16 protein-coding genes are annotated in these 18,678 nt (G+C 65.4%); 8 read left to right on the top strand and 8 right to left on the bottom strand.

From position 1 onward, the window contains the following. Positions 1-7 precede the first annotated feature (7 nt). The 4 genes from MUN81_RS13565 to MUN81_RS13550 all read left to right on the top strand — a co-directional run bounded on the left by MUN81_RS13565 (position 8) and on the right by MUN81_RS13550 (position 6,426). Positions 8-1,309 carry an amidohydrolase family protein gene (locus tag MUN81_RS13565; RefSeq protein WP_245111185.1) on the top strand — a complete coding sequence of 434 codons (1,302 nt, stop codon included), beginning with the start codon at positions 8-10 and terminating at the stop codon, positions 1,307-1,309. Between the two features lie 217 nt (positions 1,310-1,526). Continuing rightward, a complete protein-coding gene (locus MUN81_RS13560; RefSeq protein ID WP_245111183.1) occupies positions 1,527-3,428 on the top strand; it encodes a sensor histidine kinase in 1,902 nt (633 codons plus the stop codon). 173 nt (positions 3,429-3,601) lie between these two features. Continuing rightward, positions 3,602-4,273, top strand: coding sequence for a response regulator transcription factor (locus tag MUN81_RS13555; protein ID WP_245111182.1), 672 nt, complete (start codon positions 3,602-3,604; stop codon positions 4,271-4,273). 122 nt (positions 4,274-4,395) lie between these two features. Continuing rightward, positions 4,396-6,426 (top strand): RICIN domain-containing protein, encoded by a 2,031-nt coding sequence (locus MUN81_RS13550; protein WP_245111180.1) that lies wholly within the window; start codon positions 4,396-4,398, stop codon positions 6,424-6,426. A gap of 95 nt (positions 6,427-6,521) precedes the next feature. Here MUN81_RS13550 and MUN81_RS13545 read toward each other — a convergent pair whose 3' ends face one another. The 8 genes from MUN81_RS13545 to MUN81_RS13510 all read right to left on the bottom strand — a co-directional run bounded on the left by MUN81_RS13545 (position 6,522) and on the right by MUN81_RS13510 (position 13,039). Beyond that, on the bottom strand, positions 6,522-7,556 hold the full coding sequence (locus MUN81_RS13545) for a hypothetical protein (RefSeq protein WP_245111178.1): 1,035 nt from the start codon (positions 7,554-7,556) through the stop codon (positions 6,522-6,524). Between the two features lie 72 nt (positions 7,557-7,628). Continuing rightward, the gene (locus tag MUN81_RS13540; RefSeq protein ID WP_245111176.1) at positions 7,629-9,038 is read right to left on the bottom strand and encodes an FAD-dependent oxidoreductase; all 1,410 of its coding nucleotides are present in this window, start codon (positions 9,036-9,038) and stop codon (positions 7,629-7,631) included. Then, the gene (locus MUN81_RS13535; RefSeq protein ID WP_245111174.1) at positions 8,975-9,259 is read right to left on the bottom strand and encodes a hypothetical protein; all 285 of its coding nucleotides are present in this window, start codon (positions 9,257-9,259) and stop codon (positions 8,975-8,977) included. The genes MUN81_RS13540 and MUN81_RS13535 overlap by 64 nt, the downstream gene beginning before the upstream one ends. 91 nt (positions 9,260-9,350) lie before the next feature. Continuing rightward, entirely contained in the window at positions 9,351-10,910 is a 1,560-nt protein-coding gene (locus MUN81_RS13530; RefSeq protein ID WP_245111173.1) for a polyamine aminopropyltransferase, read from the bottom strand. Next, the gene (locus MUN81_RS13525) at positions 10,903-11,118 is read right to left on the bottom strand and encodes a DUF350 domain-containing protein (RefSeq protein ID WP_245111171.1); all 216 of its coding nucleotides are present in this window, start codon (positions 11,116-11,118) and stop codon (positions 10,903-10,905) included. The genes MUN81_RS13530 and MUN81_RS13525 overlap by 8 nt, the downstream gene beginning before the upstream one ends. Before the next feature lie 11 nt (positions 11,119-11,129). Beyond that, on the bottom strand, positions 11,130-11,336 hold the full coding sequence (locus MUN81_RS13520) for a hypothetical protein (RefSeq protein WP_245111169.1): 207 nt from the start codon (positions 11,334-11,336) through the stop codon (positions 11,130-11,132). 12 nt (positions 11,337-11,348) lie between these two features. Beyond that, on the bottom strand, positions 11,349-12,662 hold the full coding sequence (locus MUN81_RS13515) for a DUF4178 domain-containing protein (protein WP_245111168.1): 1,314 nt from the start codon (positions 12,660-12,662) through the stop codon (positions 11,349-11,351). Then, the gene (locus MUN81_RS13510; protein ID WP_245111167.1) at positions 12,659-13,039 is read right to left on the bottom strand and encodes an S-adenosylmethionine decarboxylase; all 381 of its coding nucleotides are present in this window, start codon (positions 13,037-13,039) and stop codon (positions 12,659-12,661) included. The genes MUN81_RS13515 and MUN81_RS13510 overlap by 4 nt, the downstream gene beginning before the upstream one ends. 227 nt (positions 13,040-13,266) lie before the next feature. Between MUN81_RS13510 and MUN81_RS13505 the strand changes: the two genes are divergently transcribed. From MUN81_RS13505 to MUN81_RS13490, 4 genes are all read left to right on the top strand, one after another. Then, positions 13,267-14,133: a hypothetical protein gene (locus MUN81_RS13505; RefSeq protein ID WP_245111165.1), complete on the top strand. Its 867-nt coding sequence runs from the start codon at positions 13,267-13,269 to the stop codon at positions 14,131-14,133. A gap of 50 nt (positions 14,134-14,183) precedes the next feature. Then, positions 14,184-15,170, top strand: coding sequence for a hypothetical protein (locus MUN81_RS13500; protein ID WP_245111163.1), 987 nt, complete (start codon positions 14,184-14,186; stop codon positions 15,168-15,170). Between the two features lie 62 nt (positions 15,171-15,232). Further along, positions 15,233-16,549: a hypothetical protein gene (locus MUN81_RS13495; RefSeq protein ID WP_245111161.1), complete on the top strand. Its 1,317-nt coding sequence runs from the start codon at positions 15,233-15,235 to the stop codon at positions 16,547-16,549. Positions 16,550-16,555: 6 nt separating this feature from the next. Then, entirely contained in the window at positions 16,556-18,610 is a 2,055-nt protein-coding gene (locus MUN81_RS13490; protein ID WP_245111159.1) for a hypothetical protein, read from the top strand. Positions 18,611-18,678: the final 68 nt, after the last annotated feature.

Below are 18,678 nucleotides of genomic sequence, written 5' to 3'. Positions count from 1 at the left end.
AGAACTCATGCGCATTTTACTCACGCTTGCTTTAGCTAGCACCACCTGTGCCGCCCTGGCCCAAGTGCCCATGCCCACGCCCGCCCAGGCCAAGCCCGTGCTCATCACCGGGGCCACGCTCCACGTGGGCAACGGCACCGTGGTGCCCAACGCCGCCTTGGCCTTCGACAAAGGCCGCCTGACCTACGCCGGCCCGGCTGCCGGCTTCACCGCCGACAAAAGCGGTTACGAAACCATCGACGCCACTGGCCAGGAGCTTTATCCGGGCCTAATTCTGCCTAACACCACGCTGGGCCTCACTGAGGTAGAGTCCATCCGGGCCACTGTGGATGAGGAGGAAGTGGGCACGCTGAACCCCAACGTGCGCGCCCTCATCGCCTACAACACCGACTCCGACATCCTGCCCACCGTGCGCACCAACGGCGTGCTGCTGGCCCAGCCCACGCCTCGCGGTGGCCTGCTGGCCGGCCAAAGCAGCGTGGTGCAGCTCGATGCCTGGAACTGGCAGGACGCCGTGGTGCGCGCCGACGACGGCCAGCACCTGACCTGGCCCGCCATGGTGTTCCGCAACAACCCCAACGAAGACGCCACGGCCCTCGACAAGCGTCAGAAAGCCCGCGAAACGCAGCTGCGCGACCTGGAGCAGCTGCTCAGCGAAGCCAGCGCCTACCGCCAGCTGCCCGCCGGCCGTAAGGAAAACCTGCGCCTGGCCTCGCTGGCTGGCATTTTCGATGGCAGCAAGACGTTGTACCTGCACGCCGACTACGGCAAGGAAATCATCGAAGCCGTGCGCTTTGCCAAGCGCCTGGGGGCGCAGAAGGTGGCCGTGGTGGGTGCCCGCGACGCCTGGATGGTGCTCGACTTTCTGAAGCAGAACGACGTGAGCGTGGTGGTGTCGCGCATACACGCCCTGCCCCGGCGCGATGCCGACGACTACGACCAGCCCTACAAGCTGCCCGCCCAGCTACAGGCCGCCGGCGTGCGCTTCTGCCTCGACTACCAGGGCGACCAGGAAACGGCGGGCTCGCGCAATCTGGCGTTCATTGCCGGCACGGCCGTAAACTTCGGCCTCACCAAGGAGCAGGCCCTGACGGCCATCACGCTCACGCCGGCCCAGATTATGGGCGTTGATAAGGACTACGGTACGCTGGAAACCGGCAAGAGCGCCACGCTGGTGCTCAGCAAAGGCGACCTGCTCGACATGCGCACCAACGCCGTGTCGCGTGCTTTCATCGACGGGCGCAGCATCTCACTGGAAAGCAAGCAGACCTACCTGGAAAAGAAATTCCGCAGCAAATACGGCCAATAGCGCGAGCTAAAGGGTAGGAAGCAAGGCTTTCTGAAATTCGGCAAAACAGGAGCCGCTAAGTATTGCATAATTGCTTTACTTAGCGGCTCTGATGTTTGGGGTCGTTTTTGTAACGGGGCAGCATTGGCTTGTGTCTTTTTAAGATGAATGCCAGATTCACGCCCCTTGATGCAGCCCAAAGAGCGGAGGAGGAACACGCTTTCAAACGGTTCGGCCTATGCGATTTTCTTACTTCCAGCGCCTTTCCTGCCTACATATCTGGCTCTTGCTCGGCGGCATGACGGTGGGCTGGCGCGCACCAGCCGCCGCGCAGGCTGCCCAGACTTCGCCACTAGCCGACAGCCTGAATCAGCGCCGCGTCGGGGCTCCCGATTCGGCGCAAGTGCGCCTGTTGCTGGCCGATGCCAACGCCCTGCGCGGCAGCGAACCCGCAGAAGCCACGCGCCTGGCCACGCTGGCCTTGCAGCAAACGCAGGCAAAGCCCGGCCAGGAGGCCCGGCAACAGGCCGCGCTGTTGCTGCTCGGGCGCATGGCCAACGGCGCCGGCGATTTCGCCGCGGCCGCGGGCCACCTCCTGCAAGCCCTGCGCCTGGCCGAGCAGCGGCAGGACCTGCTGGGGCAGGGAGCCGCCTGCCTAAACCTGGCTTCCACCAACAAAAACCTGCGGAAACTCGACTTGGCCCTGGACTACGCCCGCCGCGCCCAGCGCCTACTCAGCCAAGCCGTGCAGGCCGGCGACGCCCGCGCCGCCAAGCCGCTGGCCATTTCCTACAACAACAGCGGCACGGCCCTGATGGAGCAGGACCGGCTGGCCGCCGCCCGCGCCGAATTTCGCATCTGCCTGCAAAAAGCCCGCGCCCTTGGCGATTCTAGCGTGGCGGTGCTGGCCCTCTATAACCTGGGCGGGTTGGCCCTGAAGCAAAAGAACGGCGCCGAGGCCTACCGCTACTACCGCCAGACGCTGGCCATCGACCAAGCCGAAGGCAACGAGCAGGGCCAGGCCGAGTCCTGGCTGAACCTAGCTGATGCCCTGGCACTGCTACGCCGCACCCCCGAGGCCGAGGCCGCCTACCAGCACGCCCTGCAGCTGAGCCGGCGCCTGCACGCGCTGCCCGTGGTGCGCGTGGTGTACAATGGCCTGGCCACTTTGTATGAAGCCAATGGTCAGCCCGCCAAAGCCTTGCAGTGGCAGCGCCGGTTTCAGCTGCTGAACGATTCCCTCTTTCAGGAGCAAAGCACTCAGCAGGTGGCCGAGCTGCAAACCAAGTACGATACCGAGAGAAAAGACGCCCAAAACCGCCTGCAGGCCGCCCAGCTGCGCGAGCAGCAACAGCTCATTCGGCGGCGCAATACCCTGCTGTGGGCCGGGGCGCTGGTGGCACTGCTGCTGGCGGGCTTGGCCTACCTGCTGGTGGGGCGGCGGCGCCTGCGCCGCGAAGTAGAGTTTGCCCAGGAGCGCCAGCACTTGGAGCGCCTGCGCGCCGCCGCCGTGCTCGAAGCCGAGGAAGGGGAGCGCCGCCGCATCGGCAGCGACCTGCACGACGGCGTGGGCCAGCTGCTCACGGCTGCCAAGCTCAACCTGCACGCCCTGGGCCAGGAACTGCAGGTGCAAACGGCCGGGCAGCAAGCCATGCTGCAAAATGCGCTGGACGGGGTGGAGGACAGCTTTAAGGAAGTGCGCAGCATTTCGCACAACCTCATGCCCAACGCCCTCATCAAACGAGGATTGGCCCAGGCCGTGCGCGACTTTTTAGATAAAGTAACGCCCGATGGCCGCCTGAAAATCAACCTTGAAGTGGTGGGCCTGGACCGGGGCGGCCGCTTGGAGCCAATGGTCGAGAACGTGCTGTTTCGCGTGATTCAGGAGCTGGTGCAAAACATCCTCAAGCACGCCCGGGCCACGGAAATTACCCTGCAGATTATCCGGCACGCCGACGAGCTGACCGTGCTGGTGGAAGACAACGGCGTGGGCTTCGACCCTGGCGCGATGGGGGAGGAAGCCGGCATTGGCTTGAAAAACATCGAAAGCCGCATGGCCTACCTGGGCGGCCGCGCCGATTTCGACGCCGCCCCCGGCCGCGGAACTACCGTGACCCTGGAAGTGCCCATGGTGGCCTGAGGCGTGGTAAAATTCTTATGCGGACTTGTTGCATTCCGCGGCAATGCTTGAGTATGTTTGAATGTGTATATTCAAGCGTATTCACCCCAATTGGGCAGGTAGGCGAACCCTGCCGCACTCGCCGTCGCGCAGAAGCATCGTCATTTTCTCCCACTCACTGCCAGGAACCGACCATGAGCCACGACCTCGCCGCCCCATCCCGAACCGCCGTGCTGCTGGTCGACGACCACCAGATGGTGATTGAAGGCCTCAAAACCCTGCTCAAAACCGACGCTGCCGTGCGCGTGGTGGCCCAGGCCAGCTCCGGGGCTGAGGCGTTGCGCCGCCTGCGCGAACACCCCGGCATTGAAGTGGCCCTCGTGGACCTCAACATGCCCCAGATGAGCGGCGTGGAGCTCACGCGGCACATCCGGGCGGCGTTTCCGGCGGTGCGCGTGCTGGCCCTGAGCATGTTTCACGACCACGCTTCGGTGATGGAAGTGCTGGAGGCCGGCGGTGCGGGCTACCTCCTGAAGAACACCACCAAGGCCGAGCTCAGCGCCGCCATTGCCAACGTGGCGGCGGGCCGCACCCACTTCAGCCAGGAAGTGGGCCAGACCTTGCTCCAGCACCTCGACGTGCCCGCCCAGCGGCCTGGCACGGCCCCGGTGGCCGAGCTCACCGCCCGCGAGCGCGAAATTCTGCGCCTGGTGGCCGAAGAAAAGTCTAACCTCGACATTGCCCACACCCTCTTCATTTCGGAGCGCACCGTGGAAACCCACCGCAAGAACATCCTTACCAAAACCAGCTGCAAGTCGGTGGTGGGGCTCATTCAATACGCCATCAAACACAAGCTGTTAGCGTAGGCGGAGAAGGCGAGTGCGGGACCTTGCCGCGCGGCGCGGATGCCGCCCCGTTCCCGCCCGTCCCATCATTTAGGCGTTCTTTTGCGTTATGCACCCACGCGCCCTTTTCCGCGCTCCCGCTAATGTTTCGATTGCTGTCGCTGTTTCTGCTGCTTCCTCTATTTGCCCCCGCCCAAACTCCTTTCGTGCCCGATGAGCGGGCTTATTATGGCCTGATAGACCGCGGCAGCGGCCGTTGCCTCGACATTGCCAAGGCTAGCACCACCAGCGGTGCGGCGGCGGTGCAGTGGGAATTCACCCACGCCAATAGCCAGCAGTGGCGCTTTGTGCCCATTCGCACTGGCAGCGAGTATTACCGCATCGAAGCCCGCCACAGCAACATGTGCCTGACGGCCGACAAGCCCGGCGAAAACATGGCCTTGGTGCAGCGCCCGTTTCAGGGCGGCGAGCAGCAGCAGTGGCGCCTGGTGCCGGCGGGCTCGGCCGGCAGCTTCCAGCTCGAAAACCGCAGCGAAAGCCGCGTGGCCGCCCTCGCGGCTTCCGATAAGTTCAACGGCACGCCCGTGGTGGCCCAGAAGGGCAACGGCCGGGCCAGCCAGCAGTGGCGCCTGTTTCGGCTGCGCCTGAACGTGGTGGAAGGGCCCTCGCCGTTTGGCGCGCCCAAGCCGTTGGCTGGCAGCATCAACACGCCCGGCAACGAACTGCACCCGCTGCTGAGCCCCGATGGCAAGACGCTGTATTTTGCCCGCACCAAGTTTGCTGGCAACACCGAAGGCAACACCGACTCCGGCGACGCCTGGGCCAGCCAGAGCGCCGACAACGGCCAGACCTGGGGCCAGCCCACCCGCCTCGACGCCATCAACACCGCCCAAAACAACGAGGTGGTGGCCGCCACCGGGCCGGGTGGGCGTGCGCTTTTTGTGCGCGGTGCTTATGATTCGAATGGCTTTCGCGATGAGGGTGTCAGCACGGTGAGCAGCGCGGCGGCCGTCAGCGGTTTGGCCAAAGGCGCACGGCCCACGCCAGCGCCGATTGCCAATTTCTACACCGCGGTGCCGGGCGCGGGCTATTTCGTGAGTGGCGACGGCAAAATGCTACTTTCATCACTGGAGCGGGGCGACTCCGAAGGCGGCAACGACCTCTACTTCAGCCGGCCCGACGGCAAGGGCGGTTTCACGGAGCCCACCAGCCTGGGACCTGTGCTGAATTCGCCCGGCTTTGACTTCGCGCCCTGGCTGGCACCCGATGGCAAAACGCTGTATTTCGCGTCGTACGGCCACATGGGCTACGGCTCGGCCGACATCTTCGTGAGCCAGCGCCTTGACGAAAGCTGGACGCAATGGAGCGAGCCCCGCAACCTGGGCCCGGCTCTGAACGGCCCCGGCTTCAACGCCTATTTCAGCCTTGCGCCCGATGGCAAAACGGCCTATTACTCGTCGTCGCCCGCGCCCAATGCCACGAGCGACATCTGGCGCACGGGCCGCGCCACGCCCGCCGACTCGCTGCCCGCCGCGCCGGTAGCCGCTGCCCCCGACCCCAACACGCGCGCCTACCTGAGCGGGCGCGTGCTGGACGCCCGCACCAAACAGCCCGTGCCGGGCGCCATCGTGAAAGCCAACCTGCTGGCCAACGCGGCGGGCGTGCAGTACAACGCCACGCACAAATCCGACAACACGGGCGGCTACCAGCTGTCGTTGCTGCCGGGCCGATACTACCTCACCGCCACGGGCGGCGGCTTCCTGACGGTGGGCGACACGGTGGACATCAGCGGCTCGCCGCGGCGCGACCTGCTGCTGCTGCCCGCCGCCGTGGGCTCGAAGCTGGATTTGACCACCATCCTCTTTGCCCAGGGCAAGGCCACGCTGCTGGGCACCGCCTACGCCGAACTCAACCGCCTAGCCATTGCCCTGCAGGCCAGCCCCGCCACCGAAATCCGCCTCGAAGGCCACACCTCCAACGAGCCGCCGGCCGACAAAAACCAGCAGCTTTCCGAAGACCGGGTGGCCGAGGTGAAGCGCTACCTGGTGGGCCGGGGCGTGGACGAGAAGCGCATCACCACAGTAGGCTACGGCGGCTCCCGCCCCAAATACAGCAACGACCGCGAAGAAACCCGCCGCCTCAACCGGCGCGTGGAGCTGGTGATAGTGAAGTAGCTTGGACTCTGCGAGTCTGAGCAGCAAGCGGAACCGAACAACGTCACGCATAGGATGCTCGTTGCCACATGCTGCTCAGATTCGCAGAGTCCAAGCTACTTCGGCCGGCGCCAGATGAAGCCGTCGAGCACGTAGTGTGTAGACTGGGGCAGGGCCAGCAGCGGCACCAACCAGATGAGCAGCGCCGGGCTGGCCACGGCCGGCAGCCGCTGAAACCAGCCGAACACGGTGCCGTGCTCGCGCCACACCAGCCCGTCCCATAGTCCTTCTTCCAGAAAGGCGAACAACGCTACGGCGCCCAAAAACACCAGTAGGCCGTAGCGGCCCGCCCATGCGCCCCGACGCGGCGGCCGCGGCGCGTGTTGGGGCGATGGACCGCCGTTCCAGACCAGGGCCAGGTAAGGGATACCGTGCGATACCACGTTGAGCAGCGTAAACGCCAAGTCGCCGTTGAACCACACGATGCCGGCGTACCATGACACCAGTGTGCCGCCCAGCAGCAGGTTGCGGGGCAAGTTGAAGATGCGGGTGCGGCGCCAGCGCCGGAATTCATGGCTGGCGTAGGCGGCAATGAGGGCCACGTAAAGACCGGTGGCTACCCATCGGCCCGCGGGCCAGTCGATTTGCACAAACTCTCCGTCGACAAACCAGTTGAAGTTGCGCCCCGGCGAAAGGTGCCAATACACCAGCGGGTAGATGGTGGCGTAGTAAATGAGCGCGGTGGCCAGCCACGTGCCTTTCTCGGGTGTTTCGTGCCGGCCGTAGAGCCGCAGGAACCCATACTGTTGGCGAATGAAGTGGAACACCGCCAGGTAGGCCAGCACCCGCCAAAATACCAGCCCGCCTAAGCTGTGCAGCGCCACGCCGGCCGCGTAGCAGGCTACCGGTACCACCCACAGCAGCGTGCGCCGCTGCCGTCGCTTCTGCGGGTCGAAATAGGTTTGGAACAAGGTGCCGTAGACGTGAGCCACGTCGATGAGCACAACCAGGGCTACCCAGGCCAGCAATGGCATCTGGGCCGAGCTGCGGTAGGTAGGCGGCAGGGCCAGCACCAGCCCCAGCGCCAGAAACGGCGGCGCCAAAATCAGCAGCCCGTCGTAGCGGGCCGAGCGAATCCAGGGTTGGGGCATGGGCGGGTGAGAAAGATAAAATTAACTAACGTTATGCTTCGACTGCTCTCATCATGACGCTCTTTTTGCTTATCAGACTTCGTCCCCCAATATCTCCCGTGCTGCCCGAATCCCTTGGTAAAAGCCTTCCTCAAAAATAGAAATGCCGCTGAAATCGGTGTGCGCGAAGAAAATGCGGTTGCGCACGGGCTGCATGGCGGCTTGGCGCGCTGAGCCCCACACCAGGCCGGGCGTGGGGGCCACCATGCCGTGGCCCCACACCCAAAGGTCGGCGCTTTTGATGTAGGGCGTCACGCCGGGGTGGTAGGTTTCGAGCTCGGCCACCACGTGGGGCAGCCACTCGGCGTAGGGCGTTTGGTAGGCGCGGCGACGGGCGGGGCCGGGGGCCTCGTCGGTGAGAGGCCAGTAGAGCGTAATGACCTTGGGCGCGCCGTTTTCCTGCTGCAACGACTGCTGCATGGCGTTGATGTAGCCCAGCGAGGCGCTGCCGTAGCGCACGTTGTCCCAGCTTAGGGGGCGGCCTGGGCCTTGGGGCAGGCCATCTACGGTGAGGTTGGCGATGAGCCAGGGGGCGTGGTGCAGGGCCTGGGGCGGGGGCAGGGCGTGGCCGGGCACGGCGGCCAGCAGCCGGTGGGCCACGTGCTGGGGCGTGGCCAGCAGCACACGCCGGGCCAGCACGCGGGTGCTCTGGCGGGTGGCCACGTTGTAAGTGAGAACCTCAACGCCGGCGGCGGTTTCGCGCAGGTCGTAGGCCAGGGTGTGCGGGTGCACGGGGGCCGTGGCGTGTCGGCGCAGGTTTTCGGTCAGGAAATGGTTGCCCTCAGGCCAGGTCAGCACGTCGCCGCGGTCGGCGTTGTGGGCGCTGCCCTTGCGGCTGGCGAAGTAGTGCAGCCCCGCCCAGGCCGACACCTGCGAGGCCAAAGCGCCATAGTCGTCGCGGCAGGCGTAGTCGAGGTACCAGCGCAGGGGCACGGCCGTGAAACCTTCGCGAGTGAGGTAGTCGGCAAAGGAAATGCGGTCGAGTTGGCAGTAGGCTTCATCCGCCGATGCGTGGTCGAGCGGAATGCAGAAAGCATCGCGCCCATCACGCCCTTTCGCTTTCTTGAGGGTGTCAATGAGTTGGAAAAAGCGGGCAAACTGCACCTGCTCTTCGGCCGACAGGTTCACCGACGGCACCAGCCCTTCCTGCCAGTGCCCGTCGATGCTCAGGCGCTCGTCGGGGTCGTGGCACAGGTGATAGTCGCTGTAGATGGGAAGGCCGCCGGGTGCGTAGCCGGTGAGCGTGCCGGTTTCCTGCAGAAACTCCAGCAGTTCCACGTTGCGCACATCGGGCACGGGCAGGTAGTGAGCGCCCCAAGGGTAAGCCGAAGCCTCATTTTGACCTGCGGCGGCGTTACCTCCGGTTTCGGGGGCTAGCTCTACCAGCAGCGTGTCGCGGAGGCCATGGCGGTGCAGCCAGCGCCGGGCCGAAAGCCCCGCCACGCCCCGCCAATGATTAACACGTCGGTTTGAATGGTTTGCGTAGGCGCAGGGATGCGGCCGGGGTCGCGCAGCAGGTGGCCAGTGGCCGCGTCCTGCCCCAGCATCCGGCCCTTGATGTGCGCCAGCGGGTTTGCGGGCGCGCAGCCGGGCAGAACCGGGAGCAGCAGCGCGCCGGTAAGGGCCGCCCCGCTTTGGGCCAGAAAAGTGCGACGGGTGGGCATTAGGGGAGGCAGGGAGAGGGAATAGAGAAATTAAGCACGTCCTGCCGAGCGTACCCGTGGCATGACGTTTCGAGGGGAAATGTCCTTTCCCTCAATGCACGTACGGGCCCCAGTCTTCCTCAAAATACCGCACCAGCGCTTGGTTATTGAGCTGGTTCACCTCGGTGGGCACTTCGGCCATGTCGGGCGGGAAGCGGAGCATGTCGTGGATGGTGGCGGGGGTGATGTAGCGCAGGCCCGCCGGGAGCGGCCCGGCATCGCCGCGCCAGTGGGCATCGGGCCCCGCCAGCACGTAGCCCCACTCGCCGAAGGAGGGCACGTAGAGGTGGTAGGGCACCGTGTGCAGGCCCACGGCCGCCAGCGTGTGCGCCACGCACCAAAACGACTGCCGGGCCAGATAGGGCGACGTGCTTTGCACCACCATGCGCCCGCCCGGCGCCAGCCGCTTGCTGAGCGCCGAGTAGAACGCCGCCGAGTACAGCTTGCCGATGGAGTAGTTGCCGGGGTCGGGAAAATCGACGATGACGGCGTCGTAGTGCGCCGTGTCCTGGCGCACCCATTGGTAGGCATCGGCGTTGATGACCTGCACCTTGGGGTCGTTCAACGAGCCTTTGTTCAGGGCCAGCAGCAGCTCGTTGTGCTGGAAAATGCTGGTCATGCCCGGGTCGAGGTCGACTAGCTTAATGCGTTGGATGTGAGGATATTTCAACAACTCGCGCACGGCAAGGCCGTCGCCGCCGCCCATCACCAGTACGCGGCGGGCCTGGGGCAGCGCCTGCAGCAGCGGGTGCACCAGGGCCTCGTGGTAGCGGTACTCGTCGGCGGAGCTGAACTGCAGGTTGCCGTTGAGAAACAGGCGCAACTCGCGCGGGTTGCGGGTGAGCACAATGCGCTGGTAGGGCGTTGATTTGGAGTAAATCACCTGGTCCTGAAACGCCAACGTTTCGGTGTAGGCCAGCAGCCGGTTGGCGAAGCCGAACAGCACCGCCAGCCCCAGCAGCGCTGCTCCGATGCCCACCGCGAAGCGCCGCCGGTAGGGCTGCGTTTCGGGAAAGCGGGCCAGCACCACGGCGGCCACGGCCAGGTTTAGCGCCCCGAACAGGAGCGAGGTGCGAATGAGCCCCAGCTGCGGCACCAGCACCAGCGGGAAGATGAGCGAGGCCAGCAGCGCCCCCACGTAGTCGACGGCAAATACCCGCGCCACCAGGTCCTTGAACTGGTAGCGGTTTTCCAGAATCCGCATCAGCAGCGGGATTTCGAGCCCCACCAGCACGCCCGTGAGGCCCACCAGCGCATAGAGCAGCAGCCGGAACGAGGCCACGTACTCGAACGACACGAACAGCAGCGGCGCCATGCACCCACCCACGATGCCCACCAGAATTTCGAGCCGGATAAACCAGCGCAGCAGCGAGCCTTCCAGAAACTTCGACAGCCACGAGCCAATGCCCATGGCAAAAAGGTAGGCCCCGATGATGGTCGAAAACTGCGTCACCGAGTCGCCCAGCAGGTAGGAGGCCAGCGTGCCCGCAATCAGCTCATAAATCAGCCCGCAGGTGGCAATAACGGCCACCGCCAGCAGCAGCAAGCCCGGCGACTGCTGCCGCCGCGTGGCCGGGGGGGCCACTTCGGGCGCCAAATCGGTTTCAACCATGAATGGCGGCGCTGATGATGAGGGCCACGGCCAGCATAAACGCCGCGCCCAGAATGGCCAGCGCCGTGTTGTGGTCTTCCAGAATTTCCTTGCGCAAGGTGCCCGGCGTCAACTTGTTGAACACGTAAAAGCTGACCACCAGAATGACGATGCCAAGCAGCGAGTAGACGATGGACGCCGCGAAAGCCTTGAGGTTGAGGTATTCCATGAGCTGAAAAGTTACTTGTGATAAAAACGGGCGTGGCCGATGTTGCCGCGGCCGCCGCGGCTGCCAGAGCCGGCGCTCAGGGTTTCGGTGCTTTCGTTGTCGTCGCCGAGCAGGCGAGTGCCGGTGGCGGTGCCCCAGGCAAACCAGCCCAGCGGCAGTAGCAACAGCAGCGCGTAGAAGCGCACGGGCCGCAGGGAAATCAACAAGCGTTCGAGCATAAAGGCAGAAGGTTATTCGGAGTCAGGGCCGTAGTCGCTTTGGCTCCAGCGCTGGGTTTCGTGGCTGGCGCGGCGGAAATACTGCCATGCGGGAAAGACGAGCAGCAGGAGCAGCACCACGAAAAAGTTCGACCACAGGGGCGGGTCGGCCGTCACGCGCACCTCGATGCTAGGTGCGGCCGGGCCGGCTTCGGTGAAGGGGTAGAAATTGAGATGGTAGCGCCCAGCCGGCACCCGCGAGAGCACGGCGTCAGCGTCGCGGCTGCCTTCGGTCCAGCTTTCGCCGCCCTCCACGCCGTTGTAAAACTCAATGTTTTTGGTGAACTCAAAGCCCTGGCCGGTTTGCTCGTTCACGAGGCTCACGGGCAGCTCCAGCCACTGGTTGTTGAGGGTGGTGGTAAGGTCGATTTGCAGCGCCGCCTGGTGGTCGAGGGTGAAGGAGGGCGACACGATGACCCGGCCGGTGCCGGGAGCGGTTTTGGCCGTGGTGTCGGCCAATACCTGCAGGCTGGCCTTCAGCAGCAGTTGGTCGGGGTGGCGCAGGTGCTGGCCAATCTGCAATAGCAGCAGCACCACAAAAGCCACAGTGGTAAGCGTGGAAAGCGCCGGCCAGCTGGCCTTCACAGGGTCGGGCTGAATGGCGCCCACGCCTTCCTGCGGCGGCATAGCGCCCGGCCTCAGGTTGAAAGCCGAAGCCACCTCGCGGGGCTCCACGTGCTCGGCGCGGTACCACACCACCGTGTTGTTCGGCGCTTTCTCCTGCACCAGCATCTGGGGCGGCAGGATGAATTCGGCAATTTTTAGCCGGTCGTCGCCCTCGATGTCCCAATCAAACTCGCCCACCGCCCACAGCACCCGCGCCTGATAACGGTTGTACAGTCGGTACGTGCCGTCGGGCATGGTCACAAACCGGCCGTTGAGCTTGGTATGCTTGATTTCCTCCCGGGCCGGCCGCACCAGCATCCAGTGGCCCCGGTACTGCGCCAGCTGCGCGTATTCGGCAGTTTCGGGCTGGAAAAGCTGGTATTCCGTCCAGCGGTATTGCTCGGCCCGGAGCTCGCAGCGCTCCACAAAGCCCACCACCCGCCACCGCTGGTCGGCCAGCGTGCCCAGCGCACCCAGCGGGAAGAGGGGCGCTTCCTGCGGCCCGGCCTTGTAGCTGCCGAAGACTTTCGGCGTTTCCTCACCCGACCACCGGAAATAGGCGTGGCAGTTGGGGCAGGCGTAGAATTCGCTGCCCTCCACGTCGTAGTAGGTGATGCCGGTGCCGCAGGAAGGGCAATCAAGCTGGGCCGATTCGGGCCGGTGAGTAGCAGTTGCGCTCATCGGCGGACTTCGGTTTTGTGCTGCTCGATGCCCCCGAAAAACGCCAGCGTGGCCGCGTAGATGCCGCGCACGGTGGCCGCGTTGTCGCGCCGGAAGTTGGAGAGAAACACGTCGAACGTGGCCAGGCCGTGCTCGGGCCAGGTGTGGATGCTCAGGTGCGACTCGGTGAGCGCCAACACGGCCGTGAAGCCGCCCGCGCCGTTCTCATCGGCCGGGAAGGAGTGGTAGGCTTCGCCCACCTTCTCCAGGCCGAAGGCCCGCACCTGGGCATCGAAGAACGTGCGGCAGGCGGCGGCGTCGCGCAGAGCGGCTGCCGGTGCGGCAAACGTGGCCAGAATGTGCAGGCCGGGGGAGTAGAGGGGCATGGCGTGGGACATCGCGGCGGCAAGATAGGAAGCCAGGGTTGCCCAGTTATCGGCGGAAGGCGGTTTGCATTACGCCGCGGCGGGCGGCGAAATCAGTTTCGTCAAATCCCGGCCTTTGGCGGGCTGGCGAAATTTATTTCGGGCCGTACCCCGCTTCAATGGCTGGAAATGGCCCTGGCACACTTGGCACTGGGATTGAAAACAGGGGAGGCATCTCTCAATTCTTTCCCTTGTCAACCATGCACAACATCGACCGCACCCTGCAGGAATTTGAATCCGGGGTCGCTACCAACAGCGAATACGAGAACTACGAAACCAGCGGCGAATACGGCCAGGAGCTGGGCCAGGAATTCGAATACGAGGAGGAAATGGGCCAGGAGTTCGAAGAGGAATTCGGCCAGGAGTTCAGCGGCGAAACCAACGGCGAAAACTTCGAGATGAGCCAGGAAGAGGAGCTGGTGGGCGAGCTGCTGGAAGTAACCAACGAGCAGGAGCTGAACCAGTTTCTGGGCAGCCTGGTGAGCAAGGTGGCGGGCGCGGCCTCGCAGTTGGCGAAGTCGCCGGCCGGGCAAAGCGTGGGCCGCTACCTCGTCGATTTTGGCAAGAAAACCCTGCCGCAGCTGGCCGGCCAATACGGCGGGCAGACCGGTGCCGCCCTGGGCGGCCGGGCCGGCGCCGCGCTTGGCGGCCGGCTGGGGCCGCTGGGTGCCCGCGCCGGACAGTGGGCCGGCAGCAAGGCCGGCGGCTACGCGGGCTCGGCGGCCGGCAACTGGGCGGGTACCCAGGCCGGCAATTTCCTGGCCGACAACGCCAAAAAAGTATTCGGCCTGGAGTTCGAAGCCCTCAGCCCCGAAAGCCAGGAGCTGGAAATAGCCCGCGCCTACGTGCGCTTTGCTTCCGACGTGGCCCGGCGCGCCAACCGCGCCCTGCGCCGCAACCCGCGCCTGCGCCCCGGCGCCCTGGGCCGGCAGGTGCTCACGGCCACCGCGCCCTACTACGCCCCCGGCCTGCTCAACGGCGACCTGCAGCTCAGCGGGCCCACCCGGCGCGCCAGCTGTGGCCGCTGGGAGCGCCGCGACGGCGTGGTGGTCCTCTACGGCCTGTAGTTTTTTCACCCGAACCCAACTCTCACACCCTTCACTTTACCCCCAATGTCATGTACCACAACGAATTTTCTCAGGAATTTGAGCAAGCCATCGGCCAGGAACTGGAAGCCGGCGGGCACTCCATGGAAACCTTTGAGTTCAACCCCGAATACCTGGGCGAAACCAGCGGTGAGACTCAGGGTGAGTCGTTCGAGATGAGCGGCGAATACGCCAACGAGTACAGCCAGGAGTTCAGCAACGAATACAGCCACGAGTACAGCGGCGAGCTGAACGAAACCATGGAAATGGAGCTGGCCCACGAGCTGCTGGAAGTGAGCAACGAGCAGGAGCTGAACCAGTTCCTCGGCAAGCTCATCAAAGGCGCGGGCAAGGCCATTGGCAATTTTGCCAAGTCGGGCGTGGGCCGCGCCATTGGTGGCGTGCTCAAGACCGTGGCCAAAAAAGCCCTGCCCATTGCGGGCGGCGCGCTGGGCACCTTCTTCGGCGGGCCGCTGGGGGGCATGATTGGCAACAAGCTGGGCTCGGCCGCCAGCAACCTCTTCGAGCTGGAGCTGGAAGGCCTGAGCCCCGAAGACCAGGAGTTTGAAGTGGCCCGCGCCTACGTGCGCTTCGCCAATTCGGCAGCCAACCGGGCCGCCAGCCTGCACGCCCAGCGCCGCGGGGCGCCCATGGCGGCCGTGGTGCGCCAGGCCCTCTCGGGCGCGGCCCGCCAGCACGCCCCCGGCCTGCTGCGGCCCCGCAACCCCAACGGCACGTTCCGCTCCATGGGCGCCCGGCCCGGCCAGCGCGCTGGCACCCGGCGGCCCCATCCGGGCTTCCAGCGGCCGGGGGCCGGCGGTTTTCGTCGCCCCGGTGTGCCGGGCCCCGGCTTCGCCTCAAACGACTACGGCCAGGGCAATGGCTTTGGCCAGGCGCCGGCCACCAACGGCTACGACCCCTCGGGCTACGACGGCCCCGAAGCCAACGGCACGGGCGAGCAGGGCCCCACGCGCGGCACATGGATGCGCCGCGGCAGCACGCTCATTATCCAGCTCTGAGGAAAGCTATTAGGAGTTAAAACCTTAAGTCTTTACTCATCTACACATTTACTCCCTTACCGATGCGAACCGCCGCCGATACCCGGTTTTTGGTGAATGAAACGCTGGCCCTGTTTGGCCGCCTCCAAACCGTGCGCTCGTTCTCGCTGAGCACGCCCATGGTGCTGGCGGCGGCCGTGTCGGCGCCGGCGCAGGCGGCCATCAACGCGCACCTGGCGCACGTGGCGTTCGACCTGCGCCGCCGGCTGCTGGAGTTTGTGCGCTGGCTGCGCAGCCCCGAAAGCCGCCGGCTCAGCGCCGCCAAAACCCAGGCCCGCTACGTGCTGCTGAAGATGCGCTTCAACAACCTGCTCGACCAGGTCGACATCTTTGCCGACGTGCTGGGGCAGCGCTCCGAGCACGGCACCGGCACCTGGGTGGCCGGCCTCGACGTGCTGGCCGAAGACGCCCTGTGCCTGCCCGGCAACTACTACGAAGCCCCGCCGCTGGTGTGCTTCCTGGAGCGTGGGCACGGGGCGGCCATCCGGCGGGCGCGCACCCGCCTGCCGGGCGGCGACCTCAGCCCGGTGGGCGTGATTCAGATTCCGCGTGAGCGCCTCATTGGGTCGGGCATTGCCTCTTCGCTCATTCACGAAGTGGGCCACCAGGGCTCCGAGCTGTTGGATTTGACCACCTCGCTCAAGCAGGCCATTGAGCGGCACACGGCGGCCGGCGACCGGGGAAACGCGCTGCCATGGCAGCTATATAGCCGCTGGCTGAACGAGATACTGTCGGACTGCTGGGCCATGGGCCACCTGGGCATCACGGCCACCTACGGGCTGCTGAGCGTGGTGAGTTTGCCAAGCTACTTTGTGTTCCGCATCGGCACCGACGGGCCGCACCCGTTCCCGTGGATTCGGGTGAAAATCAGCCTGGCGCTGGGGGCGGTGCTGTTTCCGCACCCGCAGTGGGCAGCCCTAAGCCGGCAGTGGGAGGAGCTGTATCCCACCGACGAGCTCAGCGCCGACAAGCGCGACCTGATTGACCGCCTCGAAGCCGCCCTGCCCGCCTTCGCCGAGCTGGTGCTCAACCACCGGCCCAAGTCGCTGCGCGGGCAGCGGGTGGCCGACATTTTCCCGGTGGCCGAGCGCCAGCCCGACCAGCTGCAGGCCCTGTTCGAGGCCTGGCAGCAGCAGCCCCACCTGCGCGAGCACGTGGCTCCGTCGCTGGTGTTTGCGGTGGTGGGGCAGGCCAAGGCCGACGGCCGCATCAGCACCAACGAGGAGGCTCGCGTGCTCTCGCACATGCTCAACCGCTGGGCCCTGAATCGGGCCCGCAACTACTGCACCGCGCCGGCAGCCCCGGCTGCGGTGTCAACCCCTTCACTTCAAACCATTTAATTCATCATGGAAGCCACTACCTCAACCTCCAAATCGGGGTTTCCGCTGCGGGGCGAACTGTCGTTTACCAAACCCAAAATCCGGGTGGGCAACGACACGGAATTGGAACTGACCTTGTCGGCCGAGGGCGACATCCCGCTGGCCACCCTGCTGACCACCGCCGGCAGCATCACGCTGGAATTCTGGTCAGATGACGACCCCACTGAGCGCCTGGAGCAGAGCTACAACTACACCATCAGCAGCCGGCAGCTCACGCTCACGCCCGAGCCCAACGACCCGCCACTGCCCTTTTGCTCGCCTCTGCAAACAGTGCGCAACAGGCTCAGCATCACCAACAACGTGGTGGCCCCCATGTGGCGGCTCAACAATTGGCGGGATGCAGGCCGCTATTCGGTGCGCGGGCGCCTGCTGAGCGCCAAGCCCATGAAAAACGAGGAGCACCCGACGGGGCTGGAAATCAGCGAAACGCGGCTGGCCGTGGGCGACGTGACGGTGATTGACACCACGCCCACGCCTGACCCCGGTCCCACGGCAACGCCGCTGCCTTTGCCGCTGCCGGTCACGCTGTTTCAGGCGCAGCGCGAAGCCAGCGACGACCAGGACCTGTGGGGGCTCATCCGGCGCCGCACGCTGAACTTCAGCCGGTACTGCAACTTCATCGACAACGTGCTGACCGACCGGACTTCGCAGCTGGGCATGTCGGCGCGGGCCTACGTGTCGTCGCGGCAGCTGCCCTTTAGCCGCGCCGCCTCCTACGCTGTGCTCAAGTACGCCACCGAGTATTTCCTGATGCAGGAAGTGGGCCTGGCGCCCATTGCCGCCCCCGGCGATTCGGACCCCCAGTGGGCCAACAGCGAACTGCAGCGCACCGGCGGCAAGCCCTTCGACCTGAGCCGCATGCGCGAGGAATACCTCAAAAGTCTGGGCGACGAAGAAGGCGCGGCGCTGGCGGTGCCCTACCTCGACACCATTCGGGAGCGCCTGAAGGAGGTGCCGCTCAAGGAGCCCGACGACATCATCAAAAGCGGGCAGCTCACCTACGGCATCCTCCGCTCGCGCGTGGAAGCGCCGCCGCTCATGGAGTTGATTTGGTCGTACTGGCACGAAGAAGGCGGCCTGGTGCAAACCATGAACGCCCTGAGCCTGCGCTTCCAGAACGTGCGCCGGCCCGGCCCCGGCCCCGACCCGCTGGCCAACCTGGCCATCGACCCACTGCGGCCCCTGAACAACATCATCTGGGGCTACATCGAGGACGAGCGCAACCGCCTGACCATGAACCGCCGCAACCTGGAATACCAGTACGAGTACGGCTTCGGGCTGATTGGGCGCGGTGTGCAGAACATTGCCGTGGCCGAGCACCGCACGTTCTTCCTGCGGGGCTTCCACAGCCTGCTGCGCGCCTGCACCGAGTTCTACCAGCAGGCCAACTTCACGACGGTGATTCCCGACGGCTTCCCCATCCTCAATCACCTGCGCGAAGTGCACCTGACCCTGGCCGAAGGCGCCCACAACCAGTACGGCGACCTGCCCTGGACGGCCCGCGCCGAGATGATGACCCAGCAGTGGATTCTGGCCCGGCCCGAGGTGCGCGAGTTTCTGGGCGGCCGCGTCATGGTGCCGTATTCCGAGCCCTGGATGGACCGCGTCGACAACATGAAGAGCCTGCAGGGCTGGAACCCGACCAACATCACGCACTTCCGCGACCTGGGTGCGTTTGGCGAGCAGCTGCTGCTCAGCATCCGCTACGGCTCCTGGAACAGCCCCACCGTGGGCGCCACCAGCGCCGCCAACTGGGCCCACTACTGGAGAGAAGAAATTCAACGCTACATCCACGCCTACAAGGCCGTGACGGGCATCGATTTGGCCACCGACCTCGGCGATATCCGCCAGAACCTGCCCGAGAACGAGGAGCGGTACTTGCAGCCGGCCCAGCTCATCGAGCGCCAGAACGCGCTGCAGCAGGGCCAGCTCCGTCGCAGCCGCCAGCTCAACGGCCCGCTGGCCCAGGGACGTCGCCCGTTTGCCGTGCCTGTCCCTCGCCGTAAGGCATTGGGCGAGTAGGGGTTTCGTGCTGGCGGGGCGCCTCACCCCTGACCCCCTCTCCACAGGGAGAGGGGGCACCGGAAAAG

The organism is Hymenobacter sp. 5317J-9 (assembly GCF_022921075.1).
Lineage (GTDB): Bacteria > Bacteroidota > Bacteroidia > Cytophagales > Hymenobacteraceae > Hymenobacter.
Note: the sequence above shows the minus strand (reverse complement) of the source record. Positions and strands in the feature narration are given on the sequence as shown.

Bases quoted from the DNA above. Each gene is read 5' to 3' on its own strand.
- MUN81_RS13550 (WP_245111180.1), top strand. From the start codon at position 4,396: ATGTTTCGATTGCTGTCGCTGTTTCTGCTGCTTCCTCTATTTGCCCCC.
- MUN81_RS13515 (WP_245111168.1), bottom strand. From the start codon at position 12,662: ATGAGCGCAACTGCTACTCACCGGCCCGAATCGGCCCAGCTTGATTGC.
- MUN81_RS13495 (WP_245111161.1), top strand. From the start codon at position 15,233: ATGCGAACCGCCGCCGATACCCGGTTTTTGGTGAATGAAACGCTGGCC.
- MUN81_RS13490 (WP_245111159.1), top strand. From the start codon at position 16,556: ATGGAAGCCACTACCTCAACCTCCAAATCGGGGTTTCCGCTGCGGGGC.
- MUN81_RS13500 (WP_245111163.1), top strand. From the start codon at position 14,184: ATGTACCACAACGAATTTTCTCAGGAATTTGAGCAAGCCATCGGCCAG.
- MUN81_RS13505 (WP_245111165.1), top strand. From the start codon at position 13,267: ATGCACAACATCGACCGCACCCTGCAGGAATTTGAATCCGGGGTCGCT.
- MUN81_RS13545 (WP_245111178.1), bottom strand. From the start codon at position 7,556: ATGCCCCAACCCTGGATTCGCTCGGCCCGCTACGACGGGCTGCTGATT.
- MUN81_RS13510 (WP_245111167.1), bottom strand. From the start codon at position 13,039: ATGTCCCACGCCATGCCCCTCTACTCCCCCGGCCTGCACATTCTGGCC.
- MUN81_RS13535 (WP_245111174.1), bottom strand. From the start codon at position 9,259: ATGCCCACCCGTCGCACTTTTCTGGCCCAAAGCGGGGCGGCCCTTACC.
- MUN81_RS13520 (WP_245111169.1), bottom strand. From the start codon at position 11,336: ATGCTCGAACGCTTGTTGATTTCCCTGCGGCCCGTGCGCTTCTACGCG.
- MUN81_RS13565 (WP_245111185.1), top strand. From the start codon at position 8: ATGCGCATTTTACTCACGCTTGCTTTAGCTAGCACCACCTGTGCCGCC.
- MUN81_RS13530 (WP_245111173.1), bottom strand. From the start codon at position 10,910: ATGGTTGAAACCGATTTGGCGCCCGAAGTGGCCCCCCCGGCCACGCGG.
- MUN81_RS13525 (WP_245111171.1), bottom strand. From the start codon at position 11,118: ATGGAATACCTCAACCTCAAGGCTTTCGCGGCGTCCATCGTCTACTCG.
- MUN81_RS13560 (WP_245111183.1), top strand. From the start codon at position 1,527: ATGCGATTTTCTTACTTCCAGCGCCTTTCCTGCCTACATATCTGGCTC.
- MUN81_RS13555 (WP_245111182.1), top strand. From the start codon at position 3,602: ATGAGCCACGACCTCGCCGCCCCATCCCGAACCGCCGTGCTGCTGGTC.